Here is a 22,718-nt window from a genome sequence, read left to right as displayed (position 1 = left end):
CGCTCGTGGGAGCCGAGCGGGTGACCCCCGGGCCGCGGGGTGCGGACGTCCGGGTGATGATCGGGGTCCGACCACCGACCCGGGAGGGCTCCGTGACCGCCTCGACCACCAGGGCGCCGCGCATCGTCGTCGTCTTCTACTCCGCGACCGGCAACGTCGCGGCGCTCGCCGAGTCGCTCGCGCAGGGCGCCCGGGACGCCGGCGCCGAGACCCGCGTCCGGCCCGTCGCGGAGCGCGCCCCCGCCGAGGCCATCGAGGCGAACCGGCGCTGGAAGGCCTGGGTCGAGGACAACCCCTACGACACCGTCGCCTCGCTGGACGACCTGGAGTGGGCCGACGGCCTCGCGATGGGCAGCCCGACCCGCTTCGGCAACAGCGCCGAGCAGCTCAAGGCGTTCCTCGACACCACGGGCGGTCTGTGGGCGCAGGGGAAGCTCGCCGGCCTGGTCGGCACGTCGTTCACCAGCGCCTCGACGGGCCACGGAGGGCTCGAGGCGACGATCCTGTCGATGAACAACGTGCTCTACCACTGGGGCGCGCTGGTGATGCCGCTCGGCTACGCCGCCGACGCGTCGCTGATGTCGTCGGGCAACCCGTACGGCGCCTCCTGGGTGTCGCGCAAGTCCGCCGCGCCCGACGAGGCCGCCCTCCAGGCCGCGCGGATCCAGGGCACCCGCCTCGCGGAGGTGGCCGCGAAGCTGCTGTGACGTCGTCTCGTGAGTGCTTTCCGGGGCAATAGCACCGAAAATCGCTCACATGCTGGAGGGTTACGCCGAAGCGGCGCAGGTGGTCACGGAGCTGGTCGGGCGGGTGCCGCCGGACGCCTGGGACGCGCCGGCGCTGGGTGAGTGGGACCTGCGCTCGCTGGTGGGGCACACCAGCCGCGCGTTCGTCACCGTGCTCACCTACCTGGAGCGGCCCGCCGACACCGAGGACATCGATTCGCCCGAGGGCTACTACGCCCTGATGTCGTCGATGACCGGCGAGGGGATCGACCAGGCCGCCGTCGCACAGCGCGGACGGGACGCGGGCGTGGCGCTCGGGGACGACCCGGCTGCAGCGTTCGCGACGCTCGCCGAGCGGGCCGTCGCGGCCACGCGCGCCGCCGACCCGGACGCGCTCATCACCACGATCGCCGGCGGCCTGCGCGTCGCGTCCTACGTGCCGACGCGCACCATCGAACTCGTCGTGCACGGGTACGACATCGCGACGGCGACCGGGCTGGAGGTCGCGTTCAGCGCGCACACGACGACCCAGGTGGCGACGGTGCTCACCCGCACCGGCGTGCGCCTCGGCCACGGCCCGATGCTCCTGCACGCCCTCACCGGCCGCGGCGGCCTGCCGCCGGGGTTCTCGGTGGTCTCGTCACGTGCGTGATCTTCTGAGCTGTAGCTCAGAAGATCACGCACGTGCGAAACATCAGCCGACCGCGCCGACGATCTCGTCGAACCGGGCGGCGAGGTCGAGGTCGATGGCGGCGACCGCCTGCAGGCTCTCGGTGCGGGCGCGCACGGTCAGCGAGGTCGGGGTGCGGTCGACGATCCGCAGCCGTGCCCCGAGCTCGCTCTCGGTGCGCCGCAGGCGCTCGAGCACGAGGTCGAGGCGCTCGGGCGGCAGCTCGACGGTCCGTTCGATGCCGCTCAGGTCGCCCGACCACTCGGGCAGGCGCTGCAGCTCGCGGGCGAGCTCGTCGGCGTCCACCGGCTGCGGGCGGCCCTGGGCGCCCTCGGACGCGGCGTCGGGCGGGAGCGTCGGCCCCGTGCCGCGCAGGTCCGCGGGCACGACCCGGCCGATCCGCTCGCCCAGGTCGGCGTCCTCGGCCCCCAGCTGGCCGATCACCGCGATCAGCGCGTAGCGGGCGCGCTCGGGGGCCCATCCGCTGCGGCGCGCGACCTCGTCGACGAGGCCGGCCTCCGTCGGCGTGCCCCCGCCGCCGTTCGCCCGGTCGACGCCGGACTCGACCTCGAGCAGGTTGGGCAGCGCCTCCACGAGCGCGGTGCGGTCGTCGCCGGGCAGGTGCTCGGCCAGCGTGGCCAGCACGGCGTCCGCAGCCCGGCGCGCGTCGTCGGTCTCGGCGAAGCCACCTCGGGTGGCGACGCCCGTGAGGAACTCCTGGTGTCGCATGGCTCCGGGCCTACCCGGAGCACCCCGCCCGACAATCGAGGTCGTCAGCAGAACGCCGCGGACGTCCCCACCTCACCGATCCAGACGTAGGGGAGCAGGACGGCGCGGTCCCCGGTCCACATCCCGTGGGGCTGCCAGGGCTCGTGGTGGACCAGGACGCCGGCGGGCTCGGGTGCGGGGTCGGCGCCGGCCGCGTGCACCCACCGGATCGCGCCCGCGGGCAGGTAGAACTCCTCGGCCGGGTGGTGGTGCGGCGGATATCGCACGCCCGGGCCGAGCAGGACCAGGCCCAGCGCGACGTCCTCGGCGTCCGCCAGCGTGGCGTGCGCGTAGAGGTCGAGGAACGACGCGTCGGGCGGGCTCGCGACGTAGGCCGCGGTCTGCTGCCACGCCGCCGCCGCCGCGAGCGGAGCGAGGGCCCCGGCGAGGTGGGCGTCGACCTCCTCGCCGGCCCGCGCCACGGCGTCGTCGAGGTGGGCGAGCACCGGGAGCACGCCGTCCGGACCCTCGGACCGCGCCGCGAGCCGCCCGAGGGCCGCCGCCTGCGCCGCGAACCCCCGGGCGGTCATCGCCGTCGCGAGCCGCTCGCGCAGGGCGTCGAGCGCGCCGGCCATCAGTCGAGCGCGCGCCGCACGAACCCCTGGATGCCGATCGCCCCGAGGAGCAGGCACGAGGCCACGAGCGCCAGAAGGCAGAGCCAGCCCGGCAGGTGCGGCACGGCGGGGGTCAGCGCGCCGCGCAGGCCCTCGGAGACGTAGGTGATCGGGTTGAGCGCGCAGATCACCTGGAACCAGCGCAGGTTCTCGAGCTGCAGGAACGGGAACTGCGTCGACCCGGTGAACAGCAGCGGCGTGATCACCAGCGCGAACACCACGTTGATCTTCCTGGGCGACACCAGCGTGCCCAGGACCAGCCCCGCGGCCCCGCCGGACAGCGAGCCGAGCACGAGCAGCACCGCCGCGAACGGCAGGCCCGAGAGCACCCAGTTGACCTCGTCGAGCACGATGTAGCCGACGGGGATCATCACGAGCGAGCCGAACAGGCCCCGCGAGGCCCCGAACACGATCTTCTCGACCGCGACGAGGCGCGTGGACAGCGGCGCGAGCAGGCGGTCCTCGATCTCCTTGGTGTACGAGAAGTCGATGACCAGGGGGATCGCGGTGGCCTGCACGGCCACGAAGAAGGCGTTGAGGGCCAGCAGCCCGGGCAGCAGCAGCTGCGCGTAGCCCGGCGTGACGTAGCCGAGCTGCCCCAGCACCACGCCGAACACGAACAGCAGGAAGAACGGCTGCATCAGCACCTGGCTGATGAAGCTGCCGAACTCCTTGCCGGTGACCGCGAGGTCGCGGCCCAGGACACCGAGGAACGCGCGGCCCTGCCCGGGCCCGACCTTCACCGGGACGCTCACCGCAGCCCCCTCCCCGTCAGGTCGATGAAGACGTCCTCGAGCGTGGGCTCGCCCAGCTCGACCTGGGTGACGACGGCTCCGGCGTCGGCCACCGCGGCGAGCACCGGCGGGAGCGCCGCACCGGCCTCGCCGTCGCAGCCCACCCGCAGGTGCGTGGCCGACGCCGCCTCGCCGGACAGGTCCTCGACGCTCGACACCCCGCGCAGCTCACCCAGCCGCCCGGCCAGCACGTCGACGTCGGCACCGGTGATCGTGAGATCGATGGTGGCCTCGCCGGGCAGCGCCGCCACGAGCGCGGACGGCGTGTCCAGCGCGAGCAGCTTGCCGTGGTCGACGATGCCGACGCGGTCGGCGAGCTTCGCCGCCTCGTCCATGTCGTGCGTCGTGAGCACGACCGTGACGCCGGACGCCGCGAGCTCGGTGACGCGGTCGTGCACGAAGAGGCGGGCCTGCGGGTCGAGCCCCGTCGACGGCTCGTCGAGGAAGAGCACCTGCGGGTCGTGCATCAGGCCGCGCGCGATGATCAGGCGCTGGGCCTGGCCGCCGGAGAGCTCGTCCGGGTTGGTCTTCGCCTTCTCCGCGAGCCCCATCCGTTCGAGCAGCTCGTCGGCCAGTCGACCGCGCTGCGCCCGCGGAACACCGTGGTAGGCGGCGTGCCAGACGAGGTTGCCGCGGGCGTCGAGCGAGCGGTCGAGGTTCGGCCGCTGCGGCACGACGCCGAGCACGGCGCGCGCGCCGACGGGGTTCGTCGCGACGTCGATGCCCGCGACGGTGGCGAGCCCCGAGGTCTTGGTGACCCGCGTCGTCAGGACGCCGACCGTCGTGGTCTTGCCGGCGCCGTTCGGGCCGAGCAGCCCGAACACCTCGCCCCGGCGCACCGCGAAGCTCAGCCCGTCGACCGCGGGCGTGGTGCTGCGGCCGTAGCGCTTGACGAGATCGCGCACCTCGACCGCGGGCGCGGCGTCCGGTGTCAGCTCGTCGGCCGACGGCCGCGTCGTGGTCTCCGTGCTCACGCCTGGTCCTCCCCAGCGCCCCGGACCGGTCGCCAGCGCGCCTGAGCGACGCTACGCCCGGGGCACGACGGACCTCGTGTCGATCTCGGTCCTCGGTGACGCTCATGACTCGTCACCGTGCGACCTCGACGGCGGTCGAGGTCAAGCGGACGAGATCAGCCCCCCGCCGGCGGCACCGGCACGTGGACGAGGCGCGGACCCGGACCGGCGACGCCCCGGCGCACCGCGGCGCGGAACTCCTCGACCGTCCCGACGGTCTCGGCCGGCACCCCGTAGCCCTGCGCGAGGGCGAGGTGGTCGATCGCGGGCAGGTCGAGCCCCGGCACCTTCGGGGTCTGCTCGCGCTGGGCGAACCACTTGAGGATCGCGTACTCACGGTTGTCCAGGACGATGATCGTCACCGGCGCCTGCTGGGTGGCCGCGGTGGCGAGCGCCTGGATCGCGTACTGCAGCGAGCCGTCGCCGAGCACGGCGACCACGGGGCGCGACGGGTCGGCGATCGCCACCCCCACCGCGGCCGGGAGGCCGAAGCCGAGCCCGCCCGAGGTGGTGAAGTACGAGCTGCCGGGCTGCGTGATCGGCAGACGCTCCTGCTGGATCGCCCGGTGCGAGGGCGCCTCGTTGACCAGGACGCCGCCGTCCGGCCACTCGTCGGCGAGGGCGGTGAAGAGCTCCTCGGCCGAGAGCCGTCCCTCGCCGCCGGGGCGCGGCGCGTCGAGCTCCCGGCGGGACGGCGGCGCCGCCCGGTCCGCCGGTCCCGGCCCGACGCGCTCGAGCAGCGCGCGCACGGTGAGGGCGGGGTCGGCGACGACCGCGTCGCCCATCGGGGCGCGGGCGGCCTGGTCGTGGTCGGCGGTGACGTGCAGCAGGCGGGTGCCCTCGGGCAGGAACGGGCCGGGCACGTAGGGGTAGTAGCGGAACACCGGCGCGCCGACGACGAGTACGACGTCGAAGGGCTCGAGGGCCTGCGCCACCGGGGCGATCGCCATCGGTAGCGGGCCCTGGAACTGCGGGTGGTCGGTGGGGAAGCCGACGCGCCCCTCGACGGGCGGGGCGAACACCGCGGCGCCGATCCGCTCGGCCAGCGCCACGGCGTCGTGGAAGCCGCCGGTGGCGTCGACGTCACCGCCGACCACGAGCGCCGGGGCGCGGGCGGCGTCGAGGGCCTCGACGAGGAGGTCGAGCCCCGCCGGGTCCGGGGCCGCGCGCTGGTGCACCCGGCGGCCCGCGACGAGGCCGGCCGCCTCGGTGGCCGGGTCGAGCACGGCGTCCCAGTCGTCCATCGGGACGGACACGAACACCGGGCCCCACGGCGGGCTGGTCGCCACGTGGATCGCGCGGGCCAGCACGGCGGGGACGTCGGCCGGGCGGGCCGGCTCGAGGGAGAGCTTGACCGTGGGCCGCGGCAGCACCGTCGCGTCCGGGTTCGTGAGCAGGGCCTCGAGATTCATCATCGGCCGCACCTGCTGCCCGGCCGTGACCACCAGCGGCGCCCCGTTGGCGGACGCGTTGACCAGGGCGCCGACGGCGTTGCCGACGCCGGGTGCGGTGTGGAGGTTGACCAGGGTCGGACGTCCGCGGGCCTGGGCGTAGCCGTCGGCCATGCCGACGACCGCGGCCTCCTGGAGCCCGAGGACGTACCGGAAGTCGTCGGGGAGCTCGGAGAGCATGGGGAGCTCGGTGGACCCGGGATTGCCGAAGATCGTGGTCATCCCGTGCGCCCGGAGCACCTCCAGCGAGGCCTCCCGGACCGTGGGTCCCTGCGCCATGCGTCCTCCCGCCGATCGTGGCCGATCACGGCGATGATCACCGTGCTCCGTTGCCGGCGGCAGGAGTACCCCTCGATCTGAGGACCATCCCGGTGCCGGTGGGGGGACACGGCACCGGGACGGCCCTCAGCGGGGGCGGTGGAGGCGCGAGAGACGGATGACGACGTCGCGCAGCCCGTCGTTGTCGAACTCGCGCCGCATCTCCTCGGCGCGCAGAGTGGCCTCGACCCCTTCGTAGGGCCCGTGGGCGTCGAGCTCCCCCGTCTCGGGGTCGAACACCAGGACCACGTAGCCGTCGCACTCGTCCAGATCCACTGCTGCGGCGAGCAGGGCCGCCGACCGATCGTTCATCACGCTGATCACCTCCACCTCGTGCATCGCCACCATGAGGCCCGGTGTGACACCTCGGGGCGAAGTTGGCTCGTTCGGGTCACGAACTCCAGCCTTCGGCGTGTCGTCGCACCACGCGTTCGGAGGTGTCCTACGCGGCCGTCCGGCGAGGGGGGCGTCGTGTGGCTACCGTGCCGACCCGTGGCCACCCACGCTCCCGTGCCCGCCGGGGACCCCACTGTCGAGATCGTGCCGTTCGTGCTCGACGTGCCCCCCGAACAGATCGCTGACCTGCACGAACGCCTCCGACGCGTGCGCCTGCCCGAGCCCGCGACCGACGCCGGCCAGGGGCTGGGCCTCGACGCGGTCGCCGAGCTGTGCCGCGCCTGGCTCGAGGAGCACGAGTGGCGCCACGTCGAGGACGAGCTCAACCGGCGGGGTCAGTTCCGCACCGCGATCGATGGTCTCGGCATCCACTTCCTGCACGTAAGGTCACCACGAAGTGACGCACAGCCACTGCTCGTCACCCACGGGTGGCCCGGCTCGGTCATCGAGGTCCTGGACGTCCTCGACGCCCTGACCGACCCCGGCGACGACTCCGTCCCCGCCTTCGACGTGGTCGCGCCGTCGCTGCCCGGCTTCGGGTTCAGCGACAAGCCGACCGGTCCCGGCTGGGGCGTCGACCGCATCGCCGACGCCTGGGCCGAGCTCATGACCCGCCTCGGCTACGAGCGCTTCCTCGCCCAGGGCGGCGACTGGGGTGCGATGGTCACCACCGCGCTGGCCGTCCGCCACCCCGACCGCGTCGCGATGATGCACACGACGATGCCGATGGCGCCGCGCCCGGACGGGTTCGACGACGCGACCCTCTCCGAGACCGAGCAGCGCTGGCTGGCCGAGTCCGCCGAGTTCCGCCGTGTCGGCTCCGGCTACTCGGGCCAGCAGCGCACGCGTCCGCAGACCCTCGGCTACGGCCTCGTCGACTCGCCCGCGGGCCAGCTCGCGTGGATCGCCGAGAAGTTCGTGGCCTGGACCGACGGCGACGGCTTCGGCGGGGTGCCCCGCGACCGCGTGCTCGACAACGCCTCGATCTACTGGCTCACCGCGTCCGGCGCCTCGTCGGCGCGGCTGTACTGGGAGAGCTTCGGCGGCGTCGACACCTCGAGCCCGGTCACCGTGCCCAGCGCGGTCTCGATCTTCCCGGCCGAGATGGTGAAGCCGCCGCGCGCCTGGGTGGAGGCCCGCTACGTCGACCTCCGGCACTGGAACGCCCTGCCCACCGGCGGGCACTTCGCCTCGCTCGAGGTCCCCGGTGACTTCGTCGACGAACTGCGGGCGGCCTTCGCGCGGGCCTGAGGACGCCCGTTGTCAGGCCCGGACGACGATCTTGCCCACGTAGTCGCCGCGGCTGAACTCCTCCTGCGCGGCGTGGATCGACGCCAGCGGGTACGACGCTGCGATCCGGGGCCGGACGCGCCCGGCGACGGCCTCCTCGACGAGCTCGGCGAAGTGGGCCGGCGTGTGCATCGACGAGCCGACGAGCGACACGTTGTGCAGGTAGAGCCGGCGCAGGTCGAGGTCCACCGACGCGCCGCCCAGCGCGCCCGCCACCACCCACCGCCCGCCGTCGCGGACGTGCTCGAGCAGGGCCGGCAGCAGGGGACCGCCGACGACGTCGACGACGGCGTCGAGCGCCCCGCCCGCGGCGTCGTGCACGGCCCCGGCCACGGCGTGCGGGTCCGACCCGCGGACCACGACGGCCGCGGCGCCCGCCTCGCGGACGGCGTCCTCCTTCCCGGCCGCGGTGAGCGCCACGACCCGCGCGCCCCGGGCCGACGCGAGCTGGACCGCCGCGAGGCCGACACCGCCCGACGACCCGGTGACGAACACCGTCTCGCCCGCACCGATCCGGCCGCGCGCGAGCATCCCCGCCGCCGTCCCGTAGGCGACCGGGAGCGCCGCGAGCTGCTCGTCCGACAACGGTGAGGCCGTCACGTCGTGGGCGCGCCCGTCCGCGGCGACGACGTAGCCCGCGAAGCCGCCGTCGGCCTCGCTGCCGAGCAGACCGATCGGGCCGGCGTCCGGGCCCGGGCCGTCGTAGAACGCGGGGTCGACGACGACGCGCCGGCCGACCCGTCCGGGATCGACACCGTCGCCCACGGCCGCGACCTCGCCGGCGATGTCCCCGCCCTGGATGCGCGGGAAGTCCACCGGGCCGCGCCAGCCCGCGAGGGCGTCCGGGTCGCCGGGGAGCCCGTAGGCGCCGCGGCGGGTCCAGAGGTCGGTGTTGTTGAGTGCGGCCGCCGTCACCCGCACGAGCACCTCGCCCGCGCCCGGGACGGGCACCGGGACCCTGCGCAGCTCCAGCACCTCCGGTCCGCCGAAGCCCGTGAGCACCGCGGCCAGCATGGTGTCCTCCACCGATCCTCCTACACAGGTCTGTGAACCACTCCCGGCGCAGAGTAGGTTCACAGGTCGGTGAACACAACGGGAGGAGGCCGCGCATGACGACGACGGGCGAGGGGCCGCGCCTGACCCCCGGGGCGCGGCGCATCCTCCAGGTGGCCTCGGCGCTCTTCTACCGCCACGGCATCCACGCGGTCGGCGTCGACACGATCGCGGCCGAGTCCGGCGTCACCAAGCGCACCCTCTACGACCGCTTCGGCTCGAAGGACGAGCTCGTGGCCGCCTACCTGCGGGCCCGGGACGAGCGGTGGCGCGCGCGGGTCGTGGCGGCGGTCGAGGCGGAGACCGACCCCGTGCGCCGCGCGCTGGCCCCGTTCGCCGTGCTGGAGGGCTGGGTCGACGACGCGAGCCGGGGGTGCGCGTTCGTCAACGCCTTCGCCGAGCTCGACCGGACCGACCACCCCGGCCGCCCCGTCATCGACGACGAGAAGCGCTGGCTGCGGGAGCTGTTCGCCCGCGAGCTCGGGCCGGCGGGGGTCGCCGACCCGGACGGCCTGGCCCTGCAGCTGCTCGTCGTGCACGAGGGCGCGCTGGTGACGCACGCGGTGGCGGCGGAGCCGACGGCCCCCCGGGCGGCCTCGGCGATCGCACGGCAGCTGGCGGAGGCGGCCGGTGGCGCGGGAGGCGTGAGCGTCAGCTCAGACTCGCCGCCGGATCGGCGCGAGTCAGGGCCGGGTCGTCGGCGGCATAGGTGATCGCCCGCCCCGGACCCGAGGACGCGGTCTCGAAGCGCACGGTGACGCGGCCGTGGCCGGCGCCCTGCACCCAGCCGTGCCCGTGCTCGGGGTGGGCGACGTCGTCGCCGGTGCGCCACTCCCGACGGGGCTCCGGCTCGGGCTCCGGCAGGGGCACCACCTCCGGCACCGGGGCAGGGGCCGTCGGGGTCTCCGGGAACAGCGCCTCCTGCACGGCGGTGGTGAGCCCGGAGAACGAGACGCCGACGAGGCGCACGCCGGCGTCGGGCAGCGCGGCGACCGCAAGGCGCTGGGCGGTGTCGGTGAGCGTGGCCAGGTCGGTCGTCGCGACCGTGTGGGTCTCAGCGCGGCTCGTCGTCCCGAACGACGAGCTCCGGATCTTGACGCTGACGGTGCGCGCCGCGCGGTGCGAGGCGAGCAGGCGGCGGTGGGCGCCCTCGGCCAGCTCGGCGACGGCGGTGCGCACGGCGCCGAGGTCGGAGAGATCGGCGTCGAACGTCGTCTCCGCGCTCACCTGCTTGGCCTCGCCGCGCTCGACCAGCGGCCGGTCGTCGATGCCGCGCGCGAGGCGGTGCAGGCCCGTCCCGACGGCCGTCCCGAGCAGCGAGGTCACGTCCGCGAGGTCGAGCGCGGCGAGCTTCGCCACCGTGTCGACGCCGGACCGGTGCAGCGTCGTCTCGGCGACCGGGCCGATGCCCCAGAGCGCCCGGACCGGCAGCGGGTCCAGCAGCGCCCGCTCGCCGCCCTGGGCCACCACGTGCACCCCGTCCGGCTTGGCGAGGCCCGACCCGATCTTCGCGACCTGCTTGCCCGACCCGGCGCCCACCGAGACCGCGAGCCCGGTGACGGCGCGGACCTCGGCGCGCAGCCGCTCGGCGAACGCGCGCACGTCGTCGGCCCCCGCGTCGGCGAGGGCCTCGGGCTCGGCGAAGGTCTCGTCGTAGGCGATCTGCTCGAGCACCGGCGCCCAGGCCCGCACGACACCGAAGAAGCGCTCGGAGAGCACCCGGTAGAGCGCGGTGCGCGGGGGCAGCGCCACGGCGTGCGGGCACAGCCGCCGCGCCTGGCCCATCGGCATCGCCGAGCGCGCCCCGCACGCCTTGGCCTCGCCACTCGCGCCGGCCACGATCCCTCGTGGACCCAGACCGCCGACGAGCACGGGGCGCCCGCGCAGCGTCGGACGGGTCAGCTGCTCGCCCGACGCGAAGAACGAGTCGAGGTCGAGGTGCAGGACCCAGCGGGGCACGGTCTCAGGATGCCCGCAACGACCACAGCTCGTCCGGGTGCCCGAGCACGGCGCGCGCCCCGGCGGCGCGCAGAACGTCGGGCCGCGACCCGCCCCAGGCCACGCCGACGGGCACCAGGCCGTGCGCGACGGCGGCGTCGAGGTCGGCGGGGCTGTCGCCGAGCATCGGCGTGCCCGGCTCGGCCGTCGTGATCCCGAGCCCGAGCAGCGCCTCGCCGACGACAGCGTCCTTGCCCGCGTAGACGCCGTCGGCCCCGCGTCCCACGACCTCGGTGAAGCACGCGAGGACCCCGAGCCCGGCGAGCACCCGGCGGGCGAGCGCTACCGGCGCCGACGTCGCGACGGCGAGCGGCACGTCCCGCGCGTGCAGGGTCTCGACGAGTTCCACGGCGCCGGGCGCGGGCCGGTTCGTCCCGGTGAGGACCAGCGTGCCGTCGAGATCGAACACCACGGCCGGGAACGGGGACGCCACGGCCGGGAGTGTCGCGTACCGGACGGTTCGAGCGCCCCAACGGTTCGAGCGCCCGACGGTTCGAGCGACGGGCGGTCGGCTAACCGCCGTCATGGGTTACGACGTCACGCAGGTGCAGAAGACGCTCGCCGGGTTCCAGTACCCGGGCGGGCCGCAGGAGCTGGCCGACCACGCCTCCTCGAACGGGGCCGACCAGCAGCTCGTCGACACCCTCAAGGGTCTCGACAAGGACCAGTTCGACGGCCCCAACGCCGTCATGGCGAAGCTCGGCGACGCCGGGGTGCTCGGCGGCAGCTGAGCCACCTCCGGAAAGAACGAACGGCGGGTTCGCTGCTACGCAAGCAGCGAACCCGCCGTTCGTTCGTCCGGTCCCGGCGCCCGCCTCAGTGCGGCAGCGTCGGCAGGCCGCGCTCGACCATCTCCCGGGCGCCCTCGAGCGTCCCGTCCCCCACCCACGTGTTCGGGTCGAGCTGGGAGACGTTCCAGCCGCCCGGGCGCACCCGCGTCGAGTAGAGGAACGTGTCCTTGTTCTCGACCCACTGGATCTCGTAGTCGATCGGGCTCGGTCCCACCGAGCTCCACCGCCACGCGGCCCCCGACCCCCGGGTCGTCTCCTTGACGGAGACGCCGTCCACCTCGATGGCCATGCCCACCCCTTCAGGCTCCGTTGGGCCGATCGGAGCAGGAATCTACCGACCGTCCGGGTCGTCGGACACGCCCACTCACGCAGCTGATCGGGGCGCCCACCCCTCCCGGGTGAGCGCACCGACGATGCGCAGCGCCTCCGGCCGGTGGGTGTCGGAGTGGTGGGTCGTCCAGCTCCACTGCTCGCACTCGGCGTGGAGGAGGTGCGCGACGACCGTGACGGCGTGCTCCCGGTCGGCGGCGTCGACCGCGACCGCACGCGGATGCGTCCCCGGGCGCAGCAGCGCGGCAACGGGCGAGTGGGCGGGCACAGCACTCATGACGACCTCCCCTGCCGGGCCGTCGACCGGACGGACCCGGGGCGGGTGGGCGAGCCGCGACGACGTCGGCGCGTGCCTGACGCACCGAGCGTGACCGAGCGGCGAGGCCGGAGGGAACGACAGCGGGATCCGGACCACAGCGCTCGCACCGGGACGTTCGCCACAGCCGAGGGCCCGGTCCGGGCCACCGCGGCCGGGCATGATGACCGCCATGGCCACAGCGAAGGAGCCGGCGGCCGGCTGGACCGTCGAGCTCGACACGACCCCGGGACGTCGGCAGGCCCAGGAGGAGTTCGTCCTCCACCACCCCGACGGGACGGACGAGCGCCTCGTCCTGCACGACTACGCGCGGGTGTACTCGGTGCCCGGCCTCTATGAGGAGGTCGTCCAGCACCGGCTGCAGTGCGCGTCGCCCGCCACCGTGGCGGCCGCGCTCGCCGAGGCCGTCGCCGCGTCGGGCTCCTCGGTCGACGACCTGCGCGCCTTCGACCTCGGCGCCGGCAACGGCGTGGTGGGCGAGGAGCTGCGCGCCCGCGGCGTCACCGTGGTCGCCGGGGCGGACGGCGTCCCCGAGGCCCGCGACGCCGCGCACCGCGACCGTCCCGGCCTCTACGCGCACTACCTGGTGGGCGAGCGGCTCGACGTCGACGAGGTCAGGCAGCTGGTGCGCGACGAGGGGCTGACCGCGCTGGTCGCCGCGGGTGCCGTCGGCGAGGGCCACGTCCCCGTCGACGCCCTCGCGCAGCTGTGGGACGCGTTCCCGCCCGGCTCGTTCCTCGCCCTGACCCTCGCCGGAGGCGACGCCGGCCAGGACGCGACGGACGTCGAGGCGATGCTGGCTACGACCGAGGGGTCCGAGCACCCCTCGCGCATCGTCGTCCGGCGCACCTTCCGGCACCGCCTGTCGATGGCCGGCGCCGAGCTGCACTACCTCGTGCTGGTGGCCGTCAAGGAGTAGTGCTCAGCCCCCGCCACGCACCAGCGTGAGCCGGGGGCGGTGCGCCGGCGGCGTGACCGCCGGGCGGCTGGGCTGGGGGCCGGGCCGTGACCCGGTGTGCGGTCCCCGGCGCGAGCGGCGGGGCCGGGCTGCGCCGACGAGCCCGACGAGATCGTTGACGAGGTCGTCGGCCAGCTCCTCGGACAGGACGCCACCACCGGCGTAGTCGTCGAGCACGTCGACCCCGCGGCGCCACGGCACGCTGGTGCCGGCTCGGTCCTCGTGGGCACCGTGCCGGGTCCCGACCTCGTCGCTGATCATCACGAGGGACGTTAGCCCTGGTGGCGCGGCATTCTCGCGCTCGATGATCCCATGGAGTGATGCCTCGACCGAGGACGGTTCCGGCCACGCCCCGGCTCGGGATCACTCGTCCGTCGGCGTGTCCGGCCGCGGCGTGGCGCCGCACGCCCGGTTTCGACCGATCCGGCAGACGGGTGCGCGGCAGGTCCGGGTGGGCCACGATGCTCCGGTGGAGAATCACACGACGCGACCCCACCACGTCGCCGTCGTCGGTTCCGGGCCGTCGGGGTTCTACGCCGCGGCCGCGTTGCTCGACGCGGAGCTCGACGTACGGGTGGACATGTTCGATCGGTTGGCCACCCCGTGGGGCCTGGTGCGACTCGGGGTCGCCCCGGACCATCCGAAGATCAAGTCAGTGAGCGCGCAGTACGACAAGACCGCCCGCCGCGACGAGTTCCGGTTCTTCGGGCACGTGCACCTGGGGGACGACGAGGAGCTGCGCTCGAGCGGCGAGCGCGGCGGGGTGATCACCCGCGACGAGCTGCTGGAGCGCTACGACGCGATCGTCTACGCGGTGGGCTCGCAGACCGAGCGCCGGCTCGGGATCCCCGGCGAGGACCTGCCCGGCAGCATCGCCTCGGTCGACTTCGTCGGCTGGTACAACGGCCACCCCGACCACGCCGCCCTCGACCCGAAGCTCGACTCCGAGCGCGCCGTGGTGATCGGCGCCGGCAACGTCGCCCTGGACGTGGCGCGGATGCTGCTGCTGCCCGAGGCCGACCTTCGCGCCACCGACACCGCCGACCACGCCCTCGACGCCTTCGTCGCCTCGGGGGTGCGCGAGACGCTGATCTGCGGGCGCCGCAGCGTGCGAGAGGCCGCGTTCACCACCACCGAGCTGCGCGAGCTCGACGACATCGCCGACCTCACCGTCGTCGTCGACCCCGAGCAGGCCCCGCCCGGGATCGCCGACGACGACACCCTCACCAAGGGCGCGCGCCGCAACCTCGAGCTGTTCAGCGGCTGGGCGCAGAAGGGCCCCGACCCCGACGCGAAGCACCGCATGGAGTTCCGGTTCCTGCGCTCGCCCGTCGAGATCCGCGGCGACGGGCGGGTCGAGGAGATCGTCCTGGGGATCAACCGCCTCGAGACCGGCGAGGACGGGCGCACCCGCGCCGTCGACACGGGCGAGCGCGAGACCGTCGCGACCGGACTCGTCCTGCGCGCCGTGGGCTACCGGGGCGTCGCCCTGCCCGGGCTGCCCTTCGACGACGACAGCGGCACCGTGCCCCACACCGAGGGCCGCGTCGAGGGCCACGACCGCGAGTACGTCGTCGGGTGGATCAAGCGCGGGCCCACCGGGATCATCGGCACCAACAAGAAGGACGCCAACGAGACCGTCCGCCACCTGCTCGCCGACCTCGCCGAGCGCGCGCCGATCGAGCAGGCCGACGACCACCACGACGCCGTCGAGACCTGGCTGCGCGAGCGCTGCCCCGACCTCGTCGACCAGGAGGGCTGGGAGGCCATCGACGCCCACGAGCGCGGGCGCGGCGAGCCCCACGGCCGCCCGCGGGTCAAGGTCGTCGACCGCGACCACTTCATCGAGCTCTCCCGCCGCTGACCCCGTGAGCGATGTTCGGGGCCATGGCCCCGAACATCGCTCACGGGAGCGGGGCTCACAGGGCGATGCGGCACTCCGCGACGGCCTCGGGCGTGGCCAGCACGGTGGAGACGTAGACGCCGACGTGATGGCGGATCTCCGAGTCGAGGTCGCCGAGGCGGCGCAGGAACACGCCGCCGACGCCGCTGGTGCGGATGTCGGCGTCGATGTCCTCGTACCGGACCGGCTCGACGTCGATCTCCACCGCGTCCGGCGCCGCCCGCGCGACGAGGCCGACGCGCACGAGGAGCGCGACGTCCGCGGGGATCCGGCGGGTGCCGATGACGACCGTGAGGTCGAGCGACACCGGGACCCGGACCACGACGCGCTGTTCGCCCTCGCGGCGCGCCGTCAGCCGGCCGACGGCGCCCTCGGCGTACGCGGTGGCCATGTCGTGCGGGCCGGCGGGCACCGGACCGAAGGTCACCCGGTCGCCGATCAGGCCGCCGACGACCCGGACGGCGCGCTCCGGGGTGGCGAGCGAGCGGACGGTGGCGGGATCGCAGACCTGCTCCGCGACGGCGCGCCCTGCCTCTCCGGGCGTCATCAGCGCACCCCGACGATCTCGGCGGGCGTGTCCTCCGTACCGACGGGGAACGGCGGCGTCGAGACGCCGGCGATCCGGTAGCGGCCCCACGGGTCGACGTCGGAGAGCTCGCCGTCCGCGGCGCCGACGGGGGTCGTGACGCGGGTGGGGCGCTTGCGGCCGTCGAGGGCCGCGTGCAGCTCGGCGTGCACGGCCACGCGGCCGTACCAGTGGAAGCGCCCGTCGAGGGGCTCGAAGTGCCCGAGCAGGGTGACGTGGACGTCGTACTCCGTGCCGTCGACCTCGAGGGTCGCGGGCCCGGCGTAGCCGTCCTCGTCGTGGTCGTGCGCGGGTGTTGCCTCTGGCGTCATCGCTCCGGGCTCCTCACTGCTCGATCGGTACTCGCTCGGCCGCCACTCGGGCCGCCTGACTCCCCCAGCCGCCTCGCCGGGGCCCGCACGTCCCCCGCGTGCAACTGGATGACCTTGTTGATGGCGAGGGGTGCGTTCGGGTCGATGAGGACGTCGTGCTGACGGGCGAACCCGTCGATCGCCGACCACACCAACGTCGTGAGGTACTCGGTGACGCTTTCGCGGCTCATCGAACGCCGCTCGAGCCACCACTCCGCCGCGTTCTGCACGAAGCCGACCACGCCGTACGCCCACGGCTCGGCGGGCCCGGAGTCGAGCCCGAAGGACCGCAGGTAGTCGCCGAGCAGCGCCGACAGCGCCGTCGCGATGATCTCCTTGTCCTCGCGCACGACGTCGGAGCCACGCCCGTCGATCGGGGTGTGCCGCGCCAGCACCCAGTAGAGGTTCGGGTACTCGTCGAGGGTCCCGAAGAACGCGTCGATCGACTTGCGGATGCGCGGGAGCGGCGCCTCCTCGCTGTTCAGCGCGGGGATCAGCCGGTCGAGCAGGATCTCCGTGGCGCGCTCACCCATGGCCTCCACGAGGTCGGCCTTGTCGGAGAAGTGCCGGTAGAGCACGGGCTTGGTGACGCCCGCCTCGACCGCGACCTGCTCGATCCCGAAGTCCGGCCCCACGTCCGCGAGCACGCGCATGGCGGCCTCGACGAACTCGGCGCGGCGCTGCGTCCGGTGCTTCTCCCACCGCGTGCGACGTCCGTCACGCCCAGCGGTGGGACCCGAGCGGTTCGGCTTGACATCGTCCGGCACGGGTCCGCACGCTACCACCAGTTACAGTTACCAGCGGTAAGACGTACACCAGGTGCGTGATACCTGGAGTCCGGTCCACGGCGAGCAGGAGGACCCAGCCATGAGTGCGCCCACGGCGGACCGGCACCAGACCGCGGAACGACTCCTGAAGTCGTCGGCCAAGAAGTCCTACGACCCCGCGGTCGACATCGACTGGGACGCCCCGCTCGTGCCGGACGGCATCTGGGTCCCCGAGCACCGCGTCTCCCTCTACGGCACCGAGCTCTGGGAGCGCCTCACCCCCGAGCAGCGCGTCGAGCTCGGCAAGCACGAGGCCTGCAGCGTCGCCTCGGTCGGCCTCTGGTTCGAGGTCCTGCTCATGCAGCGCCTGCTCAAGGACTTCTACGCCGAGGACCCGACGTCGCCCCGGGCGCAGTACGCCCTCACCGAGGTGGCCGACGAGTGCCGCCACTCCCAGATGTTCGCGCGCATGGTCGACGCGGCCGGCGTCGAGCCCTACGGGCCGCGGGAGTCGATCCGCCAGCTCGGCAAGCTCTTCTCCGTCGTCAGCTGGGGCCCCGCGTCCTACGGCGCGATCCTCGTCGCCGAGGAGGTGCTCGACCGCCTGCAGCGCGAGCAGGCGAACGACGACCGCGTCCAGCCGCTGATGCGCCAGGTCAACCGCATCCACATCATGGAGGAGGCGCGCCACGTCTCCTTCGCCCGCGACGAGGTCACCCGCGGCGTGGCGCAGCTCTCGCCCGCCGAGTTGGCCTACCAGCGCTTCATCGTCGCGTTCATCTCGATGTTCGTGGTGCGCAGCCTGATCAACCCGAAGGTCTACGCCGCCGTCGGCATCGACCCGGAGGAGGGGCGCCGCGCCGCGCTGGCCAACCCCCACCACCGCGAGATGATCCGCTGGGCCGGCGAGAAGATCATGCCGTTCCTCACGGAGGCCGGACTCGTCGGCCGGCCGGGCATGACCTGGTGGCGACGGTCGTTCCTCCTGTCCGAGGGCTGATCCGACGCGAGAGAAAGGAACGCTCGGTGCTGCGCGAACAGGTCGACCGGTTCACCACGTCCGACGGGACCCACCTGCGCGTGGCGGAGTCCGGGGACGGCGCCGGGGGGCCGACGCTCGTGCTCGTCCACGGCTGGTCGCAGGACCTGCGGACGTGGGACCGGGTGGTCGACGACCTGCGCCGCACCGGGTTCGCCGGGCGCATCCTGCGCTACGACCACCGCGGGCACGGCGGGTCCGACGCGGCCGCCGAGGGCACCGCGACGGTGGGGCGCGCCGCCGACGACCTCGCCGCGATGATCGCCGAGCGCGTCCCGGACGGTCCGTTGGTGCTCGCCGGGCACTCCATGGGCGGGATGACGCTCATGGCCCTGGCCGAGCGCCACCCCCGTCTCGTCGCCGACCGGGTCGTCTCCGTGGCCTTCGTGGCGACCGCCAGCGACGAGATGGACGAGCTGACCCTCGGGCTGCCCGGGCGGCGGGGCCGGCTGGTCGCCCGCGGGGAGCACGTGCTCATCCCGCTGACCGCCCGGCTCGGGCGCCGCGCCCCGTCGCGGCGCATCGGCACCGTCGGCCGCTCCCGCGAGCACGCGCCCCGGGTGCGGGCGTCGCTGCTGGCCCCGGGCGTGCGGGCGCTGGTGTTCGGGCGCCACGCCCGCCGCGACGACGTCCTCTCCGTCGCCGAGCAGGCGCTCGCCGCGCACCCGCCGAGCGTCGCCGCCTTCCGCGCCTCGATCGGCGAGCACCGGCGCCGGGGCTCGCTGGCCGCGCTGCGCGGGATCCCCGTCGTGGTGCTGGTCGGTGACCACGACCGGCTCTGCCCCCAGCAGCGCGCCCGCGACATCGCCGACGCACTGCCCGACGCCCGGATCGTCCTGCTCCCCGGCGCCGGACACATGATCAACCTCGAGCGCAGCACCGAGGTCGCCGCCCACGTCGCGGGGCTGCTCGCCCTGCCCGCCGCGCAGGCCCCGACCACCACCGTGATCCCGCAGGAGGACGCCGGCCGTGTCAGCGCCTGAGACGTCCAGGACCGCCGAGCGCGTCCACGAGGTCCTCGTCGTCGGCTCGGGGTTCGCGGGCCTCGATCAGCTGCTCGCTCTGCGCCGCGCCGGCATCACCGACGTCGTGCTGCTCGAGAAGTCCGACGCGCTCGGGGGCACCTGGCGCGACAACACCTATCCCGGGTGCGCGTGCGACATCCCGTCGCACATGTACTCGCTCTCGACGGTGCCCAACCCCGACTGGTCGCGGTCCTACTCGCCCCAGCCGGAGATCCGCGAGTACCTCGAGCGGGTGGCCGACGCCGAGGACCTGCGCCGCCACGTGCGGTTCGGCCAGGAGATGACCGGCGCGACGTGGGACGAGCAGAGCCGTACCTGGACGGTGCACACCCGGGGCGGACGGAGCTGGCGCGCCCGCTTCCTCGTCCACGGCGTCGGGGCCCTGCACCTGCCGAAGACGCCCGACCTGCCCGGGGCCGGCTCGTTCGTCGGGCCCTCCTTCCACTCCGCGCGGTGGGACCACGACGTGGACCTGCGGGGCAAGAAGGTCGCGGTCGTCGGCACCGGGGCCAGCGCCATCCAGTTCGTGCCCCAGATCGCCGGCGTCGCGGCGGAGGTGCAGCTCTACCAGCGCACCCCGGCCTGGGTCCTGCCCAAGAACGACAAGCCGCTCCCGGAGGGCCGCCGGCGCTTCTTCGCCCGCCATCCGCGCGCCCACCGGGCGTACCGCTCGGTGATGTACGCGGCGCTGGAGTCGCGCGCCCTCGGCTTCACCTCGAACCCGGCGGCCCTGCGGCCCGTCGAGTGGCTCGCCACCAAGAACATCGAGCGCCACATCGACGACCCCGAGCTCGTCGCGAAGCTGACGCCCGACTACTCGATCGGCTGCAAGCGGGTGCTGGTCTCCAACGACTACTACCCCACGCTGAACCGCCCCGACGTCGACGTGATCACCGCCGGCGTCCGCGAGGTCCGGGCGTCGTCGATCGTGGACGGCGACGGCGCCGAGCGGGACGTCGACGTGATCATCTACGGCACCGGCTTCCACGTCACCGACGCCTTCGACTCGCTCGAGATCACCGGGCGCGGCGGGCGGACGCTGCGGGACGTCTGGGCGCGGGAAGGGATGGCGACGCACCTCGGCCTGACCGTCACCGACTTCCCGAACATGTTCTTCCTGCTCGGCCCCAACACCGGGCTCGGCCACAACTCCGTCGTGTTCATGATCGAGTGCCAGACGCGCTACGTCGCGCAGGCGATCGGCACGGTCCACGCGATGGGGATGGGCGGGCTCGACGTCCGCGCGGAGGTTCAGCAGCGGTCCAACGCCGCCGTCCAGCGGCGCCTCGCCACGGGCATCTGGACCCGTGGCGGGTGCACCAGCTGGTACCTCGACGCCGCCGGGGTCAACCGCACGATCTGGCCGGGCTTCACCGTGCGGTACTGGTGGGAGACCCGGCGGTTCGCCCCGTCCGACTTCGAGCTCTTCGGCCGGGCCGCGGACGCCGCGGCCGCGCCGACGCCGGAGGAGGCGTCGACGGGCCGCGCCGAGACGGTGCCCGCCTGATCCCCCGCCCGTAGGCTCGCGCGGATGCCGCTCCCGCCGGGGACCGCCCGCCCCGTGGTCGCCGCCGGGGCCTTGTTCCGCGACGCCGCCGGGCGGGTGCTGCTCGTGCACCCCACCTACAAGCCCGGCTGGGACGTACCCGGCGGCGTGGTCGAGGAGGGCGAGTCTCCGGCCGAGGCCTGCCGCCGCGAGATCGCCGAGGAGCTCGGCCTGGACCGGGCGACCGGGGCCTTCCTCTCCGTCGACCACACCCGGGGAGACGGGTACGACAAGATTCTCTTCCTCTTCGACGGCGGCCCGCTCGGCGACGACGAGCACCGCATCGTGCTGGGCGAGAACGAGCTCGATCGATGGGCGTGGGTCGCCCCGGCCGACCTCGCCGACCACCTGCCGCCACCCCTGTGCCGCCGGGTGACGAGCACCCTCGCCGGCGGCGGATATCTCGAGCACGGCCTGCCGCGCCCGGCGACGGGACCGACAGCGGGCGCTACGAGCGGCGCCGGATGAGCCCCTCCTGCACGACGGAGGCCACGAGCACCCCGTCGCGCGTGTAGAAGCGCCCGGCCGCCAGACCGCGGCCGCCGCCGGCGCTCGGCGACTCCTGCACGTAGAGCAGCCACTCGTCGGCCCGGAACGGGCGGTGGAACCAGACGGCGTGGTCGAGGCTCGCCAGGCTGACCTCGCCCGAGGCCGCGCCGCCGACGACGTGCGGGAACACCGCCGCCTCGAGCAGGGTCAGGTCGCTGGCGTAGGTGAGGACGCAGACGTGCAGCAGCCGGCCGTAGGGCGAGTCGGGACCGGGCAGCTCGCCGTCGGCGCGCACCCACACGCGGTTGGTCGGGTCGCGCTCCGCCGTCTCGTCCCAGGGCGAGTGGTCGACGTAACGGACGTCGAGCGGCCACACCAGCGCCTTGCCCGTCGTGGTCCACGCCGGGCGGTCGGCCGGCACCGGCGGCATGTCCCGGCGGTGCAGCCCCTCGGGGCCGGGCGTCTCCGGCATCGGCGCCTGGTGCTCCACGCCCTGCTCGGGACGCTGGAACGACGCCGACATCGTGAAGATCGTCTCGCCGTGCTGGACGGCGGTGACCCGGCGCGTGGTGAACGAGCGTCCGTCGCGGGTGCGGTCCACCTCGTAGACGATCGGGGCGAACGGGTCCCCGGGCCGCAGGAAGTAGCCGTGCAACGAGTGCACCCCGCGGTCGTCGTCGACCGTGCGGCCGGCGGCGACCATCGCCTGCCCCGCCACCTGGCCGCCGAACACCCGCAACAACGACTCCCGAGGGCTGCGGCCCCGGAAGATGTCGCGCTCGATGCGCTCGAGGTCGAGCACGTCGTCCACGAGCTCCCTCAGGGCCTGACCCACGCCCACCGCCTCTCCGAAGTCCTGTCTGCGGCGCACATCGTCGCGCACGTGTGGCGCAGAGAGGTCCGAGTGGTGCGTCACCCGGAGCGTCGGTGGATCTGATGACGGGATGGGCCCGATGCGGTGACGGAGCCCCCACTCCGGTCACCCGCGGCGGCGTCGTTGGTCCGATCGTGACGTCCCACGGCCTCCGGCCGGTCGGCGGCTCGTGGGGACGATCAGCGCAGTGCTACCACGCACCGTGACAGAACCGCGTGACCTCGATCCTCTGCGTAACCGTCTCGTGACCACCTCGTTGGAACCCCTGGCGTCATCCCCGGGGCCGATCAGGCCCGGAGCGATGACTCCTGCGGGGACACACCGTCCACGTCCCTCCGGCTCCGTCCGGGCGGACCAGCCGGTGCGTCCCGCTCCCCCGACAAGTTCTTCGAGGAGTTCATGTGATCAAGAAGCTGGGTGTCGTGACCGTCGGTGTGGCCGCGGGCCTCATGGTTGCCGCGCCGTTCGCCTCCGCGACCGAGGGCGGCCACGACCACGACGGCGGGCACAAGGACTCCGGGTCCTGCAACGTCACCGGCGGCTCGGCCGAGGCCAACGGCGGCATCGACGGCGACGCGCTCGCCGGCAACGTCCTCGCGCAGGCCCCGGTGGGTGGCGCCAACGCCCTCAACATCGTCTGCAACGACATCCTCA

28 protein-coding genes are annotated in these 22,718 nt (G+C 74.3%); 12 read left to right on the top strand and 16 right to left on the bottom strand.

The window, feature by feature from the left end; translation table 11 throughout:
- The first annotated feature begins 92 nt into the window (after window positions 1-92).
- Both wrbA and PH189_RS28755 read left to right on the top strand, forming a co-directional pair.
- Window positions 93-707, top strand: a complete 615-nt coding sequence (gene wrbA / locus PH189_RS28760; RefSeq protein WP_274192294.1) for an NAD(P)H:quinone oxidoreductase — start codon at window positions 93-95, stop codon at window positions 705-707.
- 49 nt (window positions 708-756) lie between these two features.
- Window positions 757-1,377, top strand: a complete 621-nt coding sequence (locus PH189_RS28755) for a maleylpyruvate isomerase family mycothiol-dependent enzyme (protein ID WP_274192293.1) — start codon at window positions 757-759, stop codon at window positions 1,375-1,377.
- Window positions 1,378-1,419: 42 nt separating this feature from the next.
- Here PH189_RS28755 and PH189_RS28750 read toward each other — a convergent pair whose 3' ends face one another.
- The 6 genes from PH189_RS28750 to PH189_RS28725 all read right to left on the bottom strand — a co-directional run bounded on the left by PH189_RS28750 (window position 1,420) and on the right by PH189_RS28725 (window position 6,665).
- Complete coding sequence (locus PH189_RS28750) at window positions 1,420-2,124, bottom strand: DUF2267 domain-containing protein (protein WP_274192292.1); 705 nt, start codon at window positions 2,122-2,124, stop codon at window positions 1,420-1,422.
- Between the two features lie 44 nt (window positions 2,125-2,168).
- Window positions 2,169-2,738, bottom strand: coding sequence for a dimethylsulfonioproprionate lyase family protein (locus PH189_RS28745; RefSeq protein ID WP_274192291.1), 570 nt, complete (start codon window positions 2,736-2,738; stop codon window positions 2,169-2,171).
- Window positions 2,738-3,532, bottom strand: a complete 795-nt coding sequence (locus PH189_RS28740; RefSeq protein WP_274192290.1) for an ABC transporter permease — start codon at window positions 3,530-3,532, stop codon at window positions 2,738-2,740. The genes PH189_RS28745 and PH189_RS28740 overlap by 1 nt, the downstream gene beginning before the upstream one ends.
- On the bottom strand, window positions 3,529-4,545 hold the full coding sequence (locus tag PH189_RS28735; RefSeq protein WP_274192289.1) for an ABC transporter ATP-binding protein: 1,017 nt from the start codon (window positions 4,543-4,545) through the stop codon (window positions 3,529-3,531). The genes PH189_RS28740 and PH189_RS28735 overlap by 4 nt, the downstream gene beginning before the upstream one ends.
- 155 nt (window positions 4,546-4,700) lie before the next feature.
- Window positions 4,701-6,314 (bottom strand): benzoylformate decarboxylase, encoded by a 1,614-nt coding sequence (mdlC, locus tag PH189_RS28730; RefSeq protein ID WP_274192288.1) that lies wholly within the window; start codon window positions 6,312-6,314, stop codon window positions 4,701-4,703.
- Between the two features lie 126 nt (window positions 6,315-6,440).
- Window positions 6,441-6,665, bottom strand: a complete 225-nt coding sequence (locus PH189_RS28725) for a hypothetical protein (protein ID WP_274192316.1) — start codon at window positions 6,663-6,665, stop codon at window positions 6,441-6,443.
- Window positions 6,666-6,845: 180 nt separating this feature from the next.
- Between PH189_RS28725 and PH189_RS28720 the strand changes: the two genes are divergently transcribed.
- The gene (locus PH189_RS28720) at window positions 6,846-8,000 is read left to right on the top strand and encodes an epoxide hydrolase family protein (protein ID WP_274192287.1); all 1,155 of its coding nucleotides are present in this window, start codon (window positions 6,846-6,848) and stop codon (window positions 7,998-8,000) included.
- Between the two features lie 12 nt (window positions 8,001-8,012).
- Here the strand turns inward: PH189_RS28720 and PH189_RS28715 are convergent, their stop codons facing one another.
- Complete coding sequence (locus PH189_RS28715) at window positions 8,013-9,065, bottom strand: zinc-binding dehydrogenase (protein WP_337994204.1); 1,053 nt, start codon at window positions 9,063-9,065, stop codon at window positions 8,013-8,015.
- Between the two features lie 83 nt (window positions 9,066-9,148).
- Here PH189_RS28715 and PH189_RS28710 point away from each other — a divergent pair, with 83 nt between their 5' ends.
- Window positions 9,149-9,805: a TetR/AcrR family transcriptional regulator gene (locus PH189_RS28710; RefSeq protein ID WP_274192286.1), complete on the top strand. Its 657-nt coding sequence runs from the start codon at window positions 9,149-9,151 to the stop codon at window positions 9,803-9,805.
- Here the strand turns inward: PH189_RS28710 and PH189_RS28705 are convergent.
- Entirely contained in the window at window positions 9,744-11,051 is a 1,308-nt protein-coding gene (locus PH189_RS28705; RefSeq protein WP_274192285.1) for a DNA polymerase IV, read from the bottom strand. The two genes, PH189_RS28710 and PH189_RS28705, sit on opposite strands and share 62 nt — an antisense overlap.
- Before the next feature lie 4 nt (window positions 11,052-11,055).
- Window positions 11,056-11,523: an HAD family hydrolase gene (locus PH189_RS28700; protein WP_274192284.1), complete on the bottom strand. Its 468-nt coding sequence runs from the start codon at window positions 11,521-11,523 to the stop codon at window positions 11,056-11,058.
- A 91-nt stretch (window positions 11,524-11,614) separates the two neighbouring features.
- Here PH189_RS28700 and PH189_RS28695 point away from each other — a divergent pair, with 91 nt between their 5' ends.
- The gene (locus PH189_RS28695) at window positions 11,615-11,821 is read left to right on the top strand and encodes a DUF2795 domain-containing protein (protein ID WP_274192283.1); all 207 of its coding nucleotides are present in this window, start codon (window positions 11,615-11,617) and stop codon (window positions 11,819-11,821) included.
- 85 nt (window positions 11,822-11,906) lie between these two features.
- On the opposite strand, the gene PH189_RS28690 is transcribed toward PH189_RS28695, so the two are convergent.
- The gene (locus PH189_RS28690; protein ID WP_274192282.1) at window positions 11,907-12,170 is read right to left on the bottom strand and encodes a hypothetical protein; all 264 of its coding nucleotides are present in this window, start codon (window positions 12,168-12,170) and stop codon (window positions 11,907-11,909) included.
- A 75-nt stretch (window positions 12,171-12,245) separates the two neighbouring features.
- A complete protein-coding gene (locus PH189_RS28685; RefSeq protein WP_274192281.1) occupies window positions 12,246-12,488 on the bottom strand; it encodes a hypothetical protein in 243 nt (80 codons plus the stop codon).
- A gap of 211 nt (window positions 12,489-12,699) precedes the next feature.
- Here PH189_RS28685 and PH189_RS28680 point away from each other — a divergent pair, with 211 nt between their 5' ends.
- Window positions 12,700-13,446 carry a class I SAM-dependent methyltransferase gene (locus tag PH189_RS28680; protein ID WP_274192280.1) on the top strand — a complete coding sequence of 249 codons (747 nt, stop codon included), beginning with the start codon at window positions 12,700-12,702 and terminating at the stop codon, window positions 13,444-13,446.
- A 3-nt stretch (window positions 13,447-13,449) separates the two neighbouring features.
- On the opposite strand, the gene PH189_RS28675 is transcribed toward PH189_RS28680, so the two are convergent.
- Entirely contained in the window at window positions 13,450-13,746 is a 297-nt protein-coding gene (locus PH189_RS28675) for a hypothetical protein (protein ID WP_274192279.1), read from the bottom strand.
- Window positions 13,747-13,954: 208 nt separating this feature from the next.
- Between PH189_RS28675 and PH189_RS28670 the strand changes: the two genes are divergently transcribed.
- Complete coding sequence (locus PH189_RS28670; protein WP_274192278.1) at window positions 13,955-15,349, top strand: FAD-dependent oxidoreductase; 1,395 nt, start codon at window positions 13,955-13,957, stop codon at window positions 15,347-15,349.
- Between the two features lie 55 nt (window positions 15,350-15,404).
- Here the strand turns inward: PH189_RS28670 and PH189_RS28665 are convergent, their stop codons facing one another.
- Genes PH189_RS28665 through PH189_RS28655 form a run of 3 tightly spaced genes read right to left on the bottom strand, consistent with a single transcriptional unit; the run spans window position 15,405 to window position 17,091 of the window.
- On the bottom strand, window positions 15,405-15,935 hold the full coding sequence (locus PH189_RS28665) for a hypothetical protein (protein ID WP_274192277.1): 531 nt from the start codon (window positions 15,933-15,935) through the stop codon (window positions 15,405-15,407).
- A complete protein-coding gene (locus PH189_RS28660) occupies window positions 15,935-16,285 on the bottom strand; it encodes a DUF4873 domain-containing protein (RefSeq protein WP_274192276.1) in 351 nt (116 codons plus the stop codon). Before PH189_RS28660 ends, PH189_RS28665 begins: the two co-directional genes overlap by 1 nt.
- Entirely contained in the window at window positions 16,282-17,091 is an 810-nt protein-coding gene (locus PH189_RS28655) for a TetR/AcrR family transcriptional regulator (RefSeq protein WP_274192275.1), read from the bottom strand. The genes PH189_RS28660 and PH189_RS28655 overlap by 4 nt, the downstream gene beginning before the upstream one ends.
- Before the next feature lie 100 nt (window positions 17,092-17,191).
- Between PH189_RS28655 and PH189_RS28650 the strand changes: the two genes are divergently transcribed.
- Genes PH189_RS28650 through PH189_RS28635 form a run of 4 tightly spaced genes read left to right on the top strand, consistent with a single transcriptional unit; the run spans window position 17,192 to window position 21,169 of the window.
- Entirely contained in the window at window positions 17,192-18,091 is a 900-nt protein-coding gene (locus PH189_RS28650; RefSeq protein ID WP_274192274.1) for an AurF N-oxygenase family protein, read from the top strand.
- A 26-nt stretch (window positions 18,092-18,117) separates the two neighbouring features.
- Window positions 18,118-19,113: an alpha/beta fold hydrolase gene (locus tag PH189_RS28645; protein ID WP_274192273.1), complete on the top strand. Its 996-nt coding sequence runs from the start codon at window positions 18,118-18,120 to the stop codon at window positions 19,111-19,113.
- Window positions 19,100-20,662: a flavin-containing monooxygenase gene (locus PH189_RS28640; RefSeq protein WP_274192272.1), complete on the top strand. Its 1,563-nt coding sequence runs from the start codon at window positions 19,100-19,102 to the stop codon at window positions 20,660-20,662. The genes PH189_RS28645 and PH189_RS28640 overlap by 14 nt, the downstream gene beginning before the upstream one ends.
- Window positions 20,663-20,686: 24 nt before the next feature.
- Window positions 20,687-21,169 carry an NUDIX domain-containing protein gene (locus PH189_RS28635; protein ID WP_274192271.1) on the top strand — a complete coding sequence of 161 codons (483 nt, stop codon included), beginning with the start codon at window positions 20,687-20,689 and terminating at the stop codon, window positions 21,167-21,169.
- Here PH189_RS28635 and PH189_RS28630 read toward each other — a convergent pair.
- Window positions 21,150-22,001: an acyl-CoA thioesterase gene (locus PH189_RS28630; RefSeq protein ID WP_274192270.1), complete on the bottom strand. Its 852-nt coding sequence runs from the start codon at window positions 21,999-22,001 to the stop codon at window positions 21,150-21,152. The genes PH189_RS28635 and PH189_RS28630 overlap by 20 nt on opposite strands.
- Window positions 22,002-22,465: 464 nt before the next feature.
- On the opposite strand from PH189_RS28630, the gene PH189_RS28625 reads away from it, so the two are divergent.
- The coding region (locus PH189_RS28625; RefSeq protein ID WP_274192269.1) for a hypothetical protein at window positions 22,466-22,718 on the top strand (253 nt) is incomplete at its 3' end.

The organism is Actinomycetospora chibensis (assembly GCF_028737215.1).
GTDB classification, from domain to species: Bacteria; Actinomycetota; Actinomycetes; order Mycobacteriales; family Pseudonocardiaceae; genus Actinomycetospora; species Actinomycetospora chibensis.
This window is presented reverse-complemented; position numbering and strand designations above follow the sequence as displayed.

Coding starts and splice junctions, on each gene's coding strand:
- PH189_RS28755 (WP_274192293.1), top strand. CDS start 757: ATGCTGGAGGGTTACGCCGAAGCGGCGCAGGTGGTCACGGAGCTGGTC.
- mdlC (WP_274192288.1), bottom strand. CDS start 6,314: ATGGCGCAGGGACCCACGGTCCGGGAGGCCTCGCTGGAGGTGCTCCGG.
- PH189_RS28725 (WP_274192316.1), bottom strand. CDS start 6,665: ATGAACGATCGGTCGGCGGCCCTGCTCGCCGCAGCAGTGGATCTGGAC.
- PH189_RS28695 (WP_274192283.1), top strand. CDS start 11,615: ATGGGTTACGACGTCACGCAGGTGCAGAAGACGCTCGCCGGGTTCCAG.
- PH189_RS28710 (WP_274192286.1), top strand. CDS start 9,149: ATGACGACGACGGGCGAGGGGCCGCGCCTGACCCCCGGGGCGCGGCGC.
- PH189_RS28685 (WP_274192281.1), bottom strand. CDS start 12,488: ATGAGTGCTGTGCCCGCCCACTCGCCCGTTGCCGCGCTGCTGCGCCCG.
- PH189_RS28690 (WP_274192282.1), bottom strand. CDS start 12,170: ATGGCCATCGAGGTGGACGGCGTCTCCGTCAAGGAGACGACCCGGGGG.
- PH189_RS28750 (WP_274192292.1), bottom strand. CDS start 2,124: ATGCGACACCAGGAGTTCCTCACGGGCGTCGCCACCCGAGGTGGCTTC.
- PH189_RS28745 (WP_274192291.1), bottom strand. CDS start 2,738: ATGGCCGGCGCGCTCGACGCCCTGCGCGAGCGGCTCGCGACGGCGATG.
- PH189_RS28650 (WP_274192274.1), top strand. CDS start 17,192: ATGAGTGCGCCCACGGCGGACCGGCACCAGACCGCGGAACGACTCCTG.
- PH189_RS28660 (WP_274192276.1), bottom strand. CDS start 16,285: ATGACGCCAGAGGCAACACCCGCGCACGACCACGACGAGGACGGCTAC.
- PH189_RS28680 (WP_274192280.1), top strand. CDS start 12,700: ATGGCCACAGCGAAGGAGCCGGCGGCCGGCTGGACCGTCGAGCTCGAC.
- PH189_RS28665 (WP_274192277.1), bottom strand. CDS start 15,935: ATGACGCCCGGAGAGGCAGGGCGCGCCGTCGCGGAGCAGGTCTGCGAT.
- PH189_RS28675 (WP_274192279.1), bottom strand. CDS start 13,746: ATGATCAGCGACGAGGTCGGGACCCGGCACGGTGCCCACGAGGACCGA.
- PH189_RS28635 (WP_274192271.1), top strand. CDS start 20,687: ATGCCGCTCCCGCCGGGGACCGCCCGCCCCGTGGTCGCCGCCGGGGCC.